10 protein-coding genes and 1 tRNA gene are annotated in these 13,826 nt (G+C 69.1%); 8 read left to right on the plus strand and 3 right to left on the minus strand.

Going from position 1 to position 13,826, the window contains the following annotated elements; translation table 11 throughout:
- Window positions 1–882 precede the first annotated feature (882 nt).
- Window positions 883–2,697, plus strand: coding sequence for a DUF4407 domain-containing protein (locus tag NS2_RS01305; protein WP_033085213.1), 1,815 nt, complete (start codon window positions 883–885; stop codon window positions 2,695–2,697).
- A 73-nt stretch (window positions 2,698–2,770) separates the two neighbouring features.
- On the opposite strand, the gene NS2_RS01310 is transcribed toward NS2_RS01305, so the two are convergent.
- Window positions 2,771–4,315: an MFS transporter gene (locus NS2_RS01310; RefSeq protein ID WP_033085212.1), complete on the minus strand. Its 1,545-nt coding sequence runs from the start codon at window positions 4,313–4,315 to the stop codon at window positions 2,771–2,773.
- A gap of 78 nt (window positions 4,316–4,393) precedes the next feature.
- Between NS2_RS01310 and NS2_RS01315 the strand changes: the two genes are divergently transcribed.
- The 5 genes from NS2_RS01315 to NS2_RS01335 all read left to right on the plus strand — a co-directional run bounded on the left by NS2_RS01315 (window position 4,394) and on the right by NS2_RS01335 (window position 9,337).
- On the plus strand, window positions 4,394–4,966 hold the full coding sequence (locus NS2_RS01315; protein WP_033085211.1) for a TetR/AcrR family transcriptional regulator: 573 nt from the start codon (window positions 4,394–4,396) through the stop codon (window positions 4,964–4,966).
- Between the two features lie 83 nt (window positions 4,967–5,049).
- Complete coding sequence (locus NS2_RS01320; RefSeq protein ID WP_052085929.1) at window positions 5,050–5,925, plus strand: hypothetical protein; 876 nt, start codon at window positions 5,050–5,052, stop codon at window positions 5,923–5,925.
- Entirely contained in the window at window positions 5,922–7,001 is a 1,080-nt protein-coding gene (locus NS2_RS01325; protein ID WP_033085210.1) for a DUF4129 domain-containing protein, read from the plus strand. The genes NS2_RS01320 and NS2_RS01325 overlap by 4 nt, the downstream gene beginning before the upstream one ends.
- 62 nt (window positions 7,002–7,063) lie before the next feature.
- Window positions 7,064–8,038 carry an AAA family ATPase gene (locus NS2_RS01330; RefSeq protein WP_231993079.1) on the plus strand — a complete coding sequence of 325 codons (975 nt, stop codon included), beginning with the start codon at window positions 7,064–7,066 and terminating at the stop codon, window positions 8,036–8,038.
- A 3-nt stretch (window positions 8,039–8,041) separates the two neighbouring features.
- Window positions 8,042–9,337, plus strand: a complete 1,296-nt coding sequence (locus NS2_RS01335) for a DUF58 domain-containing protein (RefSeq protein WP_033085209.1) — start codon at window positions 8,042–8,044, stop codon at window positions 9,335–9,337.
- On the opposite strand, the gene NS2_RS01340 is transcribed toward NS2_RS01335, so the two are convergent.
- Window positions 9,315–10,130: an RDD family protein gene (locus NS2_RS01340; protein ID WP_036546214.1), complete on the minus strand. Its 816-nt coding sequence runs from the start codon at window positions 10,128–10,130 to the stop codon at window positions 9,315–9,317. The genes NS2_RS01335 and NS2_RS01340 overlap by 23 nt on opposite strands.
- A gap of 73 nt (window positions 10,131–10,203) precedes the next feature.
- Here NS2_RS01340 and NS2_RS01345 point away from each other — a divergent pair, with 73 nt between their 5' ends.
- On the plus strand, window positions 10,204–11,256 hold the full coding sequence (locus tag NS2_RS01345; RefSeq protein ID WP_081985541.1) for a stage II sporulation protein M: 1,053 nt from the start codon (window positions 10,204–10,206) through the stop codon (window positions 11,254–11,256).
- 755 nt (window positions 11,257–12,011) lie between these two features.
- Here NS2_RS01345 and NS2_RS01350 read toward each other — a convergent pair.
- A tRNA-Leu gene (locus NS2_RS01350) sits at window positions 12,012–12,094 on the minus strand.
- 291 nt (window positions 12,095–12,385) lie between these two features.
- Here NS2_RS01350 and NS2_RS01355 point away from each other — a divergent pair.
- Window positions 12,386–13,789 carry an FHA domain-containing protein gene (locus NS2_RS01355; RefSeq protein ID WP_033085207.1) on the plus strand — a complete coding sequence of 468 codons (1,404 nt, stop codon included), beginning with the start codon at window positions 12,386–12,388 and terminating at the stop codon, window positions 13,787–13,789.
- Window positions 13,790–13,826 lie beyond the last annotated feature (37 nt).

Consider the following 13,826-nt stretch of genomic DNA (forward strand, 5'->3'; position numbering starts at 1 on the left):
GGGCCTTCGTCGAACGCCTCCGGTAGGGACTGCGCCCGGACGTTTCGGAGACCAGCGGCGCTGATGGTCACTCCGTGCAGTCAACTTTGCAGTTGTCGACCCGCTTGGATTACCTAGTCGGGTGCTCGGTGGTAACGGAACCCTTACGCGTTCGCTACACACCGCGCCGTTCTCGCCCGCTAGGCTGAGCACCGATCGGGCCTCTGACCGTATGGGGAGTTGTGCCGAATTTGTGTAGTTCGGCGTAAGAGCAAACGATAAGTCAGGACTGGAGCCCAACCAACTTAGGTTGTACTAATTCCAGCTTCTAGCTGGGCTTCTACATCGGTCCTCCAACACACGCGCGTTCTCCAGTGTAAAGCAGGGGTGCACGTGCGTTTCAGTTGAGTTCACCACTTCATCGCACGCGCGCGAGAGCGCGGAGCGGGCCGTCCGGCGCAGCTCCAGACCGCCTCTCACCTGCAATGAATCAGGTTTCCCCACAGAGGGATCCGGCAAACCGGGCGTTAGGCGGCTAACTTTCCGGACAAGTTCCGTCGTCGTGACGGCCTCCCGAACGACATGGCCAGGCAACCTGCCGACCGTACGGAATTTTTCCTGAATGTAGGGTTCAGCACACGTTCAGCAAACCGGAAATCCGTCTACCGTCGCCGATTTCGGCCATATCCGAGCCGGTCGGGGCGTGATCAACGCCACGTCACACGCCCGAAACACGCCACTGTGAGCCTGGCCACATCGCAGCCGCCACGGTCGGTGGAACGGCTCTGGGCCTGTCACGCTGAGACAACGAATCAGCGACGGTTCGGTTCGACAGCACTGCGAGACGCAGCATCACACTGCGCGAAGCAGAATCACTTGGGACTTAGAGGGATGTGAGCTCCCATGACTGAGAGAGTCGCCGGACTCGGTGCGCTGTTGGTCTGGCTGGGCGGGGCACAGCCGCGGCTCACCGAACCGGACGAACGCGGGGGTTATACGGTCACCGGCGCGGTGATCGCGCTGTTCGCGGGCACCTCGGGGGTGGTGACCGCGGTCGCCACCGGTGCCGCCCGATGGCCGATCCTCGCCATCGTGGCGGTGACGCTCATCGCAACCCTGTTGGTAGGGGCTGCTTCCCGGGCGTTGGCCACCGCGGCCACACCCGACCGGCGGGAAAATCGCCGTGCGGTAGCCGAATTCGCCGGGCGGATCGCCGTGGCCGTGGTCGCGGGCGTGGTGATCGCCGAATTGGCCTGCACCGTCCTGTTCTCCGGCACCGTGCACCGCCTGCTCGACGAAACCGCGCAGCGCGCCGTGGAATCCGCGCCCGCCGTGGTCACCGCCCGCACCGACTTCGATCGGGCCGCGGCCGATCGGGCCGCGCTGGATCAGCAGATCACCAAGGCGCAGAACGATGTCACCACCGCGCTGAAAATCGCGCGCTGCGAATACAACCCGGACCAGGACTGCGCGGGGGTCCCCAGAACCGGCGTGCCCGGCCGCGGACCCGAGGAACGCACCGCCAACCAGATGCTCGACGACGCGCGCACCCAGCTCGCGACGGCACAGGGCAAGGTGAACGGGCTCGACGCCAAGGTCGCCGAGCAGGACAGGGCCCTCGCCGCCGCCCGCAAGGACGCCTACACCGACGGCGACCGCGGGCTCGGGGCGCGCTGGGTCGTCATGAACGACTACACCACAGGACATTTCGGACCGCTGGTGCTGCGGCTGTCGGTCGCGCTCCTTATGGTCGTACTGGCTCTGCTGCCGCTACTGCTGCGCCGGTGGCGCGGCGAGACGGCCTTCGACCGCAATGTCGCGGTCCGCACCGAAACCGATCGCATCGAACAAGCCGCCACCACCGCCATCGCCGTCAAACAGGCCGAGGTGCGGGTGGAGACCGAAAAGCTGCGCGCCGAACAACAACTCACCGCCGCGCGGCTGGCCGCGCACGCCGACACCGCCATCGACCGGGAACGGCAGCGCACCCGCATCATCGCCGCCATCGGCAATTTCGAGATCGGCATCACCGAGCCCGCACAGCGGGCGGTGGCCGAATTCGAGAACGCCTCGAGACATGAACTTCCGGAGGGGATAGTGACCCAGTCGCCCAACCTGCCCGCTCAGCTCACCTCCGGGGCCCTGGCCCCGCTCCCGCCCGCCGGCGCACTCGCGCCCCTCACCCCGGCCGCTCCCCCGGTCGCCGCGCCCGCGCCCGCGAACAAGGGTGGCGGACTGGAACTTCCGATCATCGGCACGGTGCCCTTCACCGATACCGCGGCCCGCTGGATCCGGCCGCTGGTGCCGTCCTTCGTGGCCAGTGCCATCGACACCGCCACCCATCCGCTGCGCACCGTGCGGCAGGCCTTCGAGGAGGCCGAGGAGATCACCTTCACGCTGCGCCGGACGCGCAAGGTGACGGTGGACTCGCAGGATTCGGCGCAGCCGCAACAGCAGATGTACGCCCAGCCGCAGTACGGCTATCAGCTGCCGCCGGGTGCGCCGCAGCAGGTGCACGCGCAGCGGGTCGCCTCGACCGTGGTGGATCAGCCCTACGCCCAGTACCCGTCGTACTCCGCTCTCCCCCACGGCCAGGTGGTCGAGCCGGGTTACCCGCTCCCGGCCGCCCCTCAGCATGACGCGCTCGACGCGCGTCGCAATCCCGAACTGGATTACCGCAACCCGCGCGAACTGCCTCCCGGCCGCGGCCAGGAGTAGCCCGGCGAAACGAGCTGTGGCCCGGGATGTTTCACGTTGAACACGGAAACTTCCGGGCCACAGCCTTTTCCGGCTACGCCGCCGCGCGCTGCTTGCTCGCCGCGCGGTAGGCGACGAAGGCGGTCAGCAGCAGGATGGCCGCCGTGGCGGTGGCCGCCAGGTGGATGCCGCTGACGAAGGCGGTGTGCGCCGAGTTCAGCAGCTCCCCCGCCGCGGGTTGCGGTAGGGCACGGGCGGTTTCGATCGCGCCGCCCAGCGATTCGCGGGCCGCGTCGGACTGTGCGGTCGGGACGTGCGAGAGGTCCAAGCCGGTCCGGAAGGCGGCCATGACGGCACTGCCCAGCACCGCGACACCCAGCGCGATGCCCATCTCCATGGCCGTCTCCGAAATGGCGGCGGCATTGCCCGCGCGGGCCTCCGGCGCGGTGCTCACGATCAGGTCGGACGACACCGTCAGCGCCACGCCCTCTCCCAGGCCGATGAGCAGGAAGCCGACGATGAACGGGGTCACCGAGCCCGACGGATCGGTGGGCAACAGCCAGTAGAGCGTCGCGCCGATCGCGACCGTCACCAGCGAGCCCGCCAGCACCGTTGCCGGACGCCACCATCGGACCAGCCACGCCGCGGCCAGCGCGCCCACCATGGAGCCGATGGTGCCCGGGATGAGCAGCAGACCGGCCTCGAGCGGCGACTTGCCCAGCACCAGCTGCAGGTACTGCGAGCCGAAGAACAGCACACCGGCCAGCGCGAACACCGACAGCAGATTGGTGAACACCGCGGCCCGGAAGGCGGGCAGCCGGAACAGATCCAGATCGATCAGCGGCGTCGCGAGTCCGCGCTGACGGCGCACGAACACCAGACCCGACACCATGCCGACGCCTGCGGCGATGAGCAGGTTCAGGCTCGGACCATGGGCGGAGAACTCCTTGACCGCGTACACGATCGGGATCAGGGCCAGCATCGACAGCCCCGCGCTGATCAAGTCGAAGCGACCCGGGTTCGGGTCCCGCGACTCCGGCACCAGGAACGGGGCCAACAGCACCAGCAGCGCCATGACCGGCAGGTTCACCAAGAAGACCGACCCCCACCAGAAATGCTCGAGCATCCAGCCGCCCAGCAGCGGGCCGAAGGCCGCACCGGAGGCGGCCATCGCGCCCCAGACGGAGATGGCGAGGGTGCGCTGGCGGGCGTCGGCGAACATGGTGCGGATCAGGCCCAGGGTGGCGGGCATGAGCGTCGCACCGGCGACACCCTGCAGTACGCGTGCGGCGATGAGCATTTCGGGGTTGACCGCCCAGGCCGCGAGCGCCGAGGCCGCCGCGAATCCGGCCGCACCGATCAACAACAGCCGACGCCGTCCGATCCGATCGCCGAGGGTGCCCATGGTGACCAGCAGGCCCGCCAGCACGAACGAATAGACGTCGATGATCCACAGCAGCTGCGGCGTGGTCGGGGCCAGGTCGGCCGTGATGGAGGGAACCGCCAGATCGAGCACGGTGGCGTCGATGGAGATCAGCAGCAGGGCCAGCGCGAGCACGCCGAGCCCGGCCCAGTCGCGCAGCCCGGCGCGGGGTGGGCCCGCGATCGCGGCGGGGGTGGTTCCGGTGTGGGTGGTCATCAGCTTTCTCGTCTCAACATTGAACCGTCTGGACGGTACAGTACCAGATAAACCGTCCAGACGGTACAGTAAAGGGCTGTGACCACACGAAACCCCGCCGGAACCCGCGACCGGATCCTCGACGCGCTCGAGACCCTGCTGCTCGACAAGGGCCTGTCCCAGGTGACGCTGGAGAACGTGGCCGCCGCGGCGGGCGTCTCCAAGGGCGGCCTGCTCTACCACTTCAAGAGCAAGGACGCGTTGCTCGCCGGACTGCTCCGCCGGGTCGGCGAACGGGCCGACGAGCAGGTGAGAACCGCGGTGGAGCAGGGTCGTTCGGTGGCGGAGTGGTATCTGCAGACCCCGCACCCGGAGGACGAAACCGACGCGGTCGAACTGGCCCTCTACCGGTCCATGCTCGCCGCCATGCGCACCATCGACGCGCCGCCGGACACCACGCAGGCCGAGACCGACCGGGCGCTCACCGAGGTGTTGCAGTCCTGGAAGACCGCCCTGGACAACGAGATCGACGATCCGGTCCGAGCCGAGATCGTGCGGCTGGTCGGGGACGGCGTCTACCTGCGCGCACTGCTGGGCGCGCCGCCCGTGGAACCCGAGCTCTACCGGCGGGTGGTGGCCCGGCTGCTCGAGACCGACACACCCCGCGACTGACTCCCGCCGCCCCGGGGTGCGAAGTTTGCCCGGACCGCGTGCATCGGGCGACCGAACGCACTGGTCCGGATAGACTCGGGCGCGTGTTGCCGACCGCCGCCGACTCCGTCGGTTCGCCGACCGGCTCGGTGGGGGAACCGACTTCTGCCGACCCGGTGGTCGTTCCGATCCGCCCGATGCAGTTCCGCGAACTGCTGGACCTGCCGTGCGCGCTGATCCAGGCGCGGATCAAGACGCTGGCCGCCCTGCTCGGCGTGGCCGTCGCGGTGGCTTCGGCACTCGCCGTCGCGGGCGCGGTGCTGGCGGCCCTGGCCTCCCATGACTCCGACAGCGGAACCTTCTGGGGCGCACTGCTGGTGACCCTGGTATGCGCCTGGGCGGTGCGGTTGTTCGTGCGCGGGGTGACCGTGCCGATCGGCCTGTCCGTCGTGCACCGACAGCGCCTGGACTGGCGGGGCGCGCTGCGTCGCATGACCTCGGTGGCCGGGCCGCTGCTGGCGTACCAGGTGATGTACACGCTCATCGGTGTCGGCGTGCTGACCCTGGGCGCTCCACTGATGGTCACCGTCCCGTTCGCGGTGATCTGGCTGGCCTGGCTGCGCGGGCGGCGCGCCACGCTGCTGCCCGTCGTCTTCGACGCCGACGCCCGTTACGGCGATGCGGCGCGGCGCGCGAAAGTGCTTGCGAGCGGGACGGAATGGCAGCTGGTCGGGCTGTGGCTGTACCTGCGCGGATTGCTGCTTGTCCTGCTGGTGCCGGTGCTGGCGCTGCCGCAGTTCATCGCCGATTTCTCGGGCACCCACCGGTGGACGGTGACGGTGCTGGTCATCACCGCCGCGCTGCTCATGGTGGCGCTGGGCGAGCTGGTGGAATCGGCCACCCAGGTCGTCACCTATGTGGACCGGCGCTGCCGCCGCGAGGCCTGGGACATTCCGGTGCCGACCGGAGGTTGCCGATGACCGAGACCGATCACATCCCGGGCCCGAATTCCGCCGGGGCGGTTCCGCCCGAACCCGCTCTGGGTCCGGCGGCCGCGCATCTGGCCGCGGCCGAGGACGCCGCCCGGCGCGGGGATTTCGGTGCGGCGCTGCGCGAACGGTATCGCGCGGTCACCCGCGGGCTGGAGCAGCGCGGCTACCTGGAGGAGGAGCGGGCGCGGACCGCACGCGAGACCGCCCGGGCCGCCACCGAGGCGGTGCCCGACGCGGTCGAACTCCCGTCGGCCGCACACAGTTTCGACGAGGTCGTCTACGGCGGGCGCTACGGCACCGAGGCGGAGTACCGGCACCTCGAGCAGGCCGACCGTTTCTCGATCGCGCCGCCGCCCAAGGCCGGGCCGGTCGAGATCACCGAGAAGCGAAAGGCGCGCAAGGCCAAGGCGGCCAAGGACAAGAGCCGGGACCGCGCGGAACTGCCGGAGTGGCTGCGGGATTGGCGATTGTGGGCCGCGGTCGCCGCCATCGTGGTGGTCGGGGTGCTGGTGTTCGCGCTGACCCAGCTCGGGCCCGCGCCCTCGGTGCCGAATCCGCCCTCCGATATCCCGTCGCCGCCGTCGAATCCGCCGAGCAATCCGCCGGAGCGGCCGGATGTGCCGCCGCCCAACTTCGGCGCGGGTAGCGACTCCATCTTCCAGCAGTTGCCGAACTGGCTGGCCTTCGGCGGTTTTCAGTTCCTCATCGCCTGGGTCGCGGTGCTGTGGTGGCGGGGCCGCCGGCGGGGCGCGATCGTGCGCGAGCCGCTGCCGGTGGAGGCCCCCGCCAATGAGCTGCTGGCCGGACAGGCCGGGCTGTACCGCAAATCCCGCGACCACGAACACGTCGCGGAGAAACTGCGTTCGGCGGCGCTGCGGCGGCTGCGGCCGGGGCTCGGCGTCACCGCCGAGACCCCGGCGGAACTGGTGGTCGCGGCCGTGAGTGCCCGCACCGGCACGGACCCGGCGGTCATCCGCGCCACCCTGTACGACCCGGTCGCCGATCGGGACACGCTGGAACTCGTGGCCGCACAACTCGAATGGATCGAAGCGGAGGTCTTGTGACCGAACTGTCCCAGAACACCGATCTCACCAAGCGCCCCGTGGACTCCGATTCCACGGTCAAGGTGCAGGACGCCGCCGTGGCGACCGCGCAGGACGCGCAGCGGGCGCTGCTCGCCCTGCGCGCCGAGATCGGCAAGGCGGTCGTCGGCAACGACCATGCCGTCATGTTCCTGGTCCTGGCCCTGCTCTGCCGCGGCCACGTGCTGCTGGAAGGTGTTCCGGGCGTGGCCAAGACGCTGCTGGTGCGCGCCCTGGCCACCGCGCTGGATCTGGAGCACGCCCGCATCCAGTTCACCCCGGACCTGATGCCGGGCGACGTCACCGGCTCGCAGATCTACGACCCGCACTCGGCCGAGTTCACCTTCCGGCGCGGCCCGGTCTTCACCAATCTGCTGCTGGCCGACGAGATCAACCGCACCCCGCCCAAGACGCAGTCGGCACTGCTGGAATCCATGGAGGAGCGCCAGGTTGCGGTGGACGGCGTGCCGCAGCCGCTGCCGGACCCGTTCGTGGTGGTCGCCACCCAGAACCCGATCGAGCAGGAGGGCACCTATCCGCTGCCGGAGGCGCAGCTGGACCGGTTCCTTTTCAAGGTGGATGTCCAATTGCCCGGGCGGGACGACGAATTCCGCATCCTGCAACGGCATGCCGCCGGGTTCGATCCGCGTGATCTGGCCGCGGCCGGGCTGCGGCCGGTGGCGGGTCCGGCGCACATCGAGGCCGCCCGTGCCGCCGTCGCGCAGGTGACGATCAGCCCCGAGGTGCTGGCGTACACCGTCGATATCTGCCGGGCCACGCGTACGTCCCCGGCGGTCGCGCACGGGGCGTCCACCCGCGGCGCGACCGCGCTGATGGCGGCGTCGCGCGCCTTCGCCTGGTTGAACGGGCGCGCCTATGTCACCCCCGACGATGTGAAAGCCGTTGCGACGCCTGTGCTCCGGCACCGGCTGCATCTGTGGCCCGAGCACGAGGTGGAGGGCGTCACCGCCGAGGGCGTCATGGCCTCGCTGCTGATGTCCGTCCCCGTTCCGGTGTAGCCCGTGGTCGTCACCGGCCGGTTGGCCGCCGCCGCGGTGCTCGCGGCCCTGTTCGTCACCCTGGCGCTGCCGTCCTGGCTGGGTGTCGCCATCGCCACCCTGGTCCTGGTCGCGCTCATCGCCGTCGATCTGGCGCTGCTGGGATCTCCGGGCGCGCTGGAGCTTTCGCGGGATCCGATCACCACCGTGCGCGCGGGCCGCGGTATCGAGGTGGAGCTGGCGGTGCTCAATACCGGTGCCCGCCCGGTGCGCGGCACGCTGTGGGACGACTGGCCGCCCAGCGCGCACCCGCGCCACCGCACCCACGCGCTGAACCTGCCGTCCAACACCAGGATTCGCCTGCACACCGAGCTCACCCCCGACTACCACGGTGACCGGCCCGCCGGTCCGGTGACGATTCGGCTGCTGGGTCCGCTGGGCATGGCGGGCCGCCAGGTGCGGCGCGAGGTGCCCGCCCGGTTGCGGGCACTGCCGCCGTTCCGCAGCGAGCGCATACTCGCTTCGAAGGTCAAACAGCTACAGCAGCTGGAGGGCCGCAACACCACGGTGATTCGCGGCCAGGGCACCGAATTCGATTCGTTCCGTGAGTATGTGGCGGGCGACGATGTCCGCACCATCGACTGGCGCGCCACCGCCCGCGCGAACGACGTGCTGGTGCGCACCTGGCGGCCGGAACGCAATCGCCACGTGGTGATGCTGTTGGACACCGGCCGAGTCAGCGCGGGACGGGTCGGTGACGGCACCCGCCTGGACGCCACCATCGAGGCGGCGCTGCTGCTGGGCGGGCTGGCGGCGGCGGGCGGCGATTCGGTCGACCTGCTGGCCTACGACCGCCGGATCCGCACCGAGGTGCGCGGCATCGGCGGAAAACGCTTGCAGCTCAAGCTCATGCACGCGTTGGCCGGACTCACCCCGGAACTGGTCGACACCGACTACCGGGGCCTGCTGCGCGCCACCTTGCAGCGCGCCCGCCGCCGCAGCCTGGTGGTCTGGTTCACCCACCTGGACGCCGCCACTGTGCAGGAGGGCCTGCGCCCGGTGCTGCCGGTACTGGCCGAACGGCACCGGGTACTGGTGGTGTCGGTGACCGATCCGGAGGTGGCGGCGGCCGCCACCCGCCGCTCCGGCCTGGACGACCTCTATGCGGCGGCCGCCGCCGAGAACGTCATCGCCGAGCACGCCGTGGCCCGGGAAACCCTGCGCCGCATGGGCGTCCGGGTCATCGCCGCCGCACCCGACCAACTGCCCGGGGCCCTGGCCGACGAATATCTGGAGCTCAAGCAGACCGGCGCGCTGTAGCGGGTTGCGCGGCCGGGTGCCGGGAGAAGGGCGACACCCCGAGCGCGGGCGGCGGCGGTATCTCACGCCGCTGCCGCTCGGCCAGCACCGCGCCCAGAATCTGCAGCGGCGGATAGCCGTTCAGCGGCGGCGTGCCCAGACTCGCGCACGCGGCGATGACCAGTGCCCGGCCCAGCTGATCCTGTACCTGGGGCGTCAGCGTCCGGAACCGCAGCAGGTATTTGCGCATCGACAGCACCAGATCGTCCGGGAGACCGGACAGGTCGAGCCGCCGCGCCCAGCCCGCCAGCCACGGCGGCGGCGCGGCCAGCGCCGCGTAGGGCAACCGGGTACGGTCGTGCACCACCACGGTCCCGGCCAGCGCGTCACCCACCCGCCGGGCGTTGGGCGAGCACATCGACACCACGATGGCGATCAGCCCGGTGCCCAGGATCCAGAAGTCCACGATCCCGGCCAGCCCCCGCGTCACCGCGTGCCGGAAGTCGATGGGCCCGCCGTCGGCGCGCACCACCCGCAGCCCGACCGCCATCTTGCCCACCGAGCGGCCCCGCGAAAAAGTCTCGAACAGCACCGGATACCCGATCAGCGCGCTCACCACGGCCACCAGCGTCGCGGCGTCGCGCCACGCGGCGTCGGCGTCCGCCCACACCAGCAGCGCGACGAGCACCAGCATCAACAGAATCCCGAGCACGATCTGCACGAGCAGATCGAGCAGGAACGCCGCCGCCCGCGTGGGTATCCGCGCGACCGGCAGTTCCACGGCCACCGCCTCGCCAGTCGTGAAAAGTGCCATCGGGTCGTCTTCCTCCGCCGGGTGAGATCGCGATGGTTAGCATTCTGTCAGCGCGAGCGCAGGAGGGGTACTCATGGATCTGGACGCCTACACCTTCGTACACCGGCCCTCCTGGGACCGGCTGGATCAGCTGGCCGCCCGCGGCAAGCGGCTCAGCGGGGCGGAGGCCGACGAGTTGGTCCGGCTGTACCGGTTGACGTCCCAGCAGCTGGCCCGGTTGCAGACGCGGGAGGCGGATCCCGAGCTCATCGCGGGGCTGTCGGCGGTGCTGACCCGGGCGCGCGGACGCATACTGAGCGCCCGCATCGCCACCCTCCACGAGATCGGCTATTTCTTCAGCCACCGTTTTCCTGCCGCCGTGTACCGGGCCTGGCCCTGGTGGCTGTCGGTCGCGACGGTGTTCCTCATCGGATCGGCGGCGCTGGCGGCCTGGGTGGCCAATTCCGAGGCCGCGCGACGGCATCTCGGATTGGATACGGATACAGATGCCTTGACACGCCCCGGTGGCGAATTCGAGACCTACTACTACGAGCACTCCCACGACGCCTTCGCCGCCAAGGTGTGGACCAACAACGCGTGGGTGTCGGCCATGGCGCTGTTCCTCGGGTTCCTCATCCTGCCCGCGGTGTACCTGCTCTTCATGAACGCGATGAACCTGGGGATCAGTGCCGGTCTGATGGCCGGGGCGGACCGGCTGGGCCCGTTCTTCGGCTGGATCCTGCCGCACGGAATGCTGGAGCTGACAGCGATTTTCGTGGCCGGCGGGGTGGGCCTGAAGCTGGGCTGGACGCTCATCGATCCGGGCCGGGAGAGCCGTCCGCAGGCGCTGGCGCGACAGGGCCGGGCGACGGCGGTGGTCGCGCTCGGGCTGGTCGGCGTGCTGCTGGTTTCCGGGTTTCTGGAGGGCTTCGTGACGCCCAGCGGACTCCCCACCGCACTGCGGGTCGGTATCGGAGCGCTGGCCGAACTCGGCTTCCTGACCTACGTCTTCACACGTGGACGGATCGCCGTTCGCGAGCAGGAGGCCGCGGTTCGCGGAGAAGAGATGGGGATCGGCCCGGAGCACACAGTGGGCTATTCGATCGAGAAAGGTCCGGAACCGGTTGTGGGAGTGGCGACTTCGTAGTCGCGGAACCAGTCGGATTGATTTCCACTGGCCGCAGCGAGTCCGGCTCAGCTGCGGCCAGCGTTGCCGATGACTCTACACAATCGTTATGGCTACGCAACCTCCGACTTGCCCGCCGGGCGTATAACTCGACCAGGCGAAATGACCCTTCCCCGTGAGGAACCCACCAAGATCGCTAATTTCGGGCATCCACTTTGCGAAGGGTCTGCGGAGGGCCCGGAAACTATCCCCGCGGTCGCGTTTCCAAACTCGTTTCAACCCCTCGCCCGCGATGTGTTCCGAACCCCGCCGGAAGGTTTGCCGGAAACTCGCAAGTTTTCCGCTAACCACCGGTTCAACCCACGTTAAACTGGCGTTTCGTCGCAGCTCAGGCCGATTGCCCAGCGGTCGCCACCGGACAAACAAACCAAAAGTTTGTTTCACTTGCCTTTAGCTAAATGATCATCAGGCAATGCCCGACCATAATCGGGCGCATACCCCAGACGGCATCCTCCCGCAAACGATTTTCACCCCGCCGGGACGCCGAAATCCCACTCCGGCAACACCTTCCGGGACCCCCTCCGGCCGGAGCGTGCGATCTTCGTCACATCCGCTGTGACCTGGGACTTTTCGAGTCCCGCTGAATGGAACACCGCAGAGCGGAGATTCGGTCCCGCTCGCACACACCGGAACCCGTACGGAGCCGTACGAACCCGGACAGCGTCCGGACAAAGAAGAAGGCCCCCGATCCAATTGGATCGGGGGCCTTCTCCGAGTGGGCGAGGGGGGACTTGAACCCCCACGTCCTTACGGACACTGGCACCTGAAGCCAGCGCGTCTGCCATTCCGCCACTCGCCCGAGCGACGGGAAGAAACGTATCACGAGGTTTGCGCCAAAACGAAATCGCCTGGTTATCGGGGGTGCGGTCACCCGACCGTGACGTGACACAAACACGGGAACCCAGGCTTGCCGCCAAGAGTTACAGGTATGGACGATCGTGGATATCATGCAATCACCGTGTCCCTGCGGCGACACGCCATGTCTGCGTGTTGCTTTATGGGACGCATCGCGCATGCCACGGCCGGTCACACACACGACACGACGCACGCCTGCTCGTGCAGGCGTCTGGACCCGAGAAGGGAGGGGGCCATGGGGATCGTTTCGCGATTCGAACGCCGTCTCCAGGGGGCGGTGGGGGATGTTTTCGCCCGCGCCTTCGGCGGGAGCGTCGTGCCCCAGGAGGTGGAGGCCGCACTGCAGCGTGAGGCCGCCGACCACATCCAGGATCTCGGCGGGGGCCATCTGCTGGCTCCCAACAGCTATGTCATCACGCTCAGCGAGCCGGATCTACGCCAGCTCGTCCAGGGTGAGGGACAGCCGGACCGGGATCTGGCCGCCCGGGATTACGAGCTCACCAAGCGCGCGTTCGCCAAGCATCTGCAGGATTTCATCCGTGAGCAAGGGTGGCAGACCTACGGCGAAGTGCACGTGGAGTTCGAGGCATCCCCTACGCTGCACACCGGACAGTTCAGGACGCGCGGCCGGGTGGATCCGGACGCGGGTGGGCGGGCAGGCCCGTCACCGGGTGCTGAACGCCCACCACGACCCAACCCGCAACCAGGAGCTGGCCCCATGACGCAGAACTCAGGCTACGACCCAAGCCGTGAGCCCGCGGAGTCCGATCCGCGGAACCGCGGGTACGCGCCCCCGCCTGCGAGCCGCGGCGGTCAGCAGGGCTACGGCGACTACGGCCGCGGCGGTCAGCAGGGCTACGAACAGGGCGGCTACGGCCAGTCCGAGCAGGGCTACGGCGACTACCAGAACGGCTACGACTACAACCAGCAGCAGGCCGGCGGTTACGGCCAGCAGGGTGGGTACGCCGAGCAGGGGTACGGACAGCAGCAGGGCTACGGGCAGTCCGAGCAGGCGTACGGCCAGCAGGGCTACGCCGAACAGGGCTACGGCCAGCAGCAGCACGGCTACGAGCAGGGCTACGGCGATCAGGCCTACGGACAGCAGCAGGGCTATGCCGACCAGGGCTACGGACAGCAGCAGGGGTACGGCCAGCAGGGCTATGCCGAGCAGGGTTACGGCCAGCAGCAGGGGTACGCCGACCAGGGGTACGGACAGCAGCAGGGCTACGGCCAGCAGGGCTACGACCAGTACCCCGAGCAGGGGGGCTACGGCGACGATCAGGGGTACGGCCAGCAGCAGGGGTATGGGCAGCAGCAGGGCTACGGCGCCGCGCCGGCCCGCAGCGGCTCGAGCTACTCGGCCACGCTCCAGTTGGACGACGGCTCGGGTCGCACGTACCAGTTGCGCGAGGGCAGCAACATCATCGGCCGCGGGCAGGACGCGCACTTCCGTTTGCCCGATACCGGAGTTTCCCGGCGGCACATCGAAGTTCGCTGGGACGGCCAGACCGCGATGCTCTCCGACCTCGGTTCGACCAATGGCACGCTGGTCAACGGGTCACCCGTCCAGGATTGGCAGCTGGCCGACGGGGATGTCATCCGCGCCGGACATTCCGAGATCCTGATCCGGATCGTCTGATCCCGTAAGCTCGCGGTGCAGGTCACGATATGGCTGG

The organism is Nocardia seriolae NBRC 15557 (genome assembly GCF_007990715.1).
In the GTDB taxonomy this organism is placed as follows: Bacteria; Actinomycetota; Actinomycetes; order Mycobacteriales; family Mycobacteriaceae; genus Nocardia; species Nocardia seriolae.

Bases quoted from the DNA above. Each gene is read 5' to 3' on its own strand.
- NS2_RS01305 (WP_033085213.1), top strand. From the start codon at position 883: ATGACTGAGAGAGTCGCCGGACTCGGTGCGCTGTTGGTCTGGCTGGGC.
- NS2_RS01310 (WP_033085212.1), bottom strand. From the start codon at position 4,315: ATGACCACCCACACCGGAACCACCCCCGCCGCGATCGCGGGCCCACCC.
- NS2_RS01325 (WP_033085210.1), top strand. From the start codon at position 5,922: ATGACCGAGACCGATCACATCCCGGGCCCGAATTCCGCCGGGGCGGTT.
- NS2_RS01340 (WP_036546214.1), bottom strand. From the start codon at position 10,130: ATGGCACTTTTCACGACTGGCGAGGCGGTGGCCGTGGAACTGCCGGTC.
- NS2_RS01345 (WP_081985541.1), top strand. From the start codon at position 10,204: ATGGATCTGGACGCCTACACCTTCGTACACCGGCCCTCCTGGGACCGG.
- NS2_RS01355 (WP_033085207.1), top strand. From the start codon at position 12,386: ATGGGGATCGTTTCGCGATTCGAACGCCGTCTCCAGGGGGCGGTGGGG.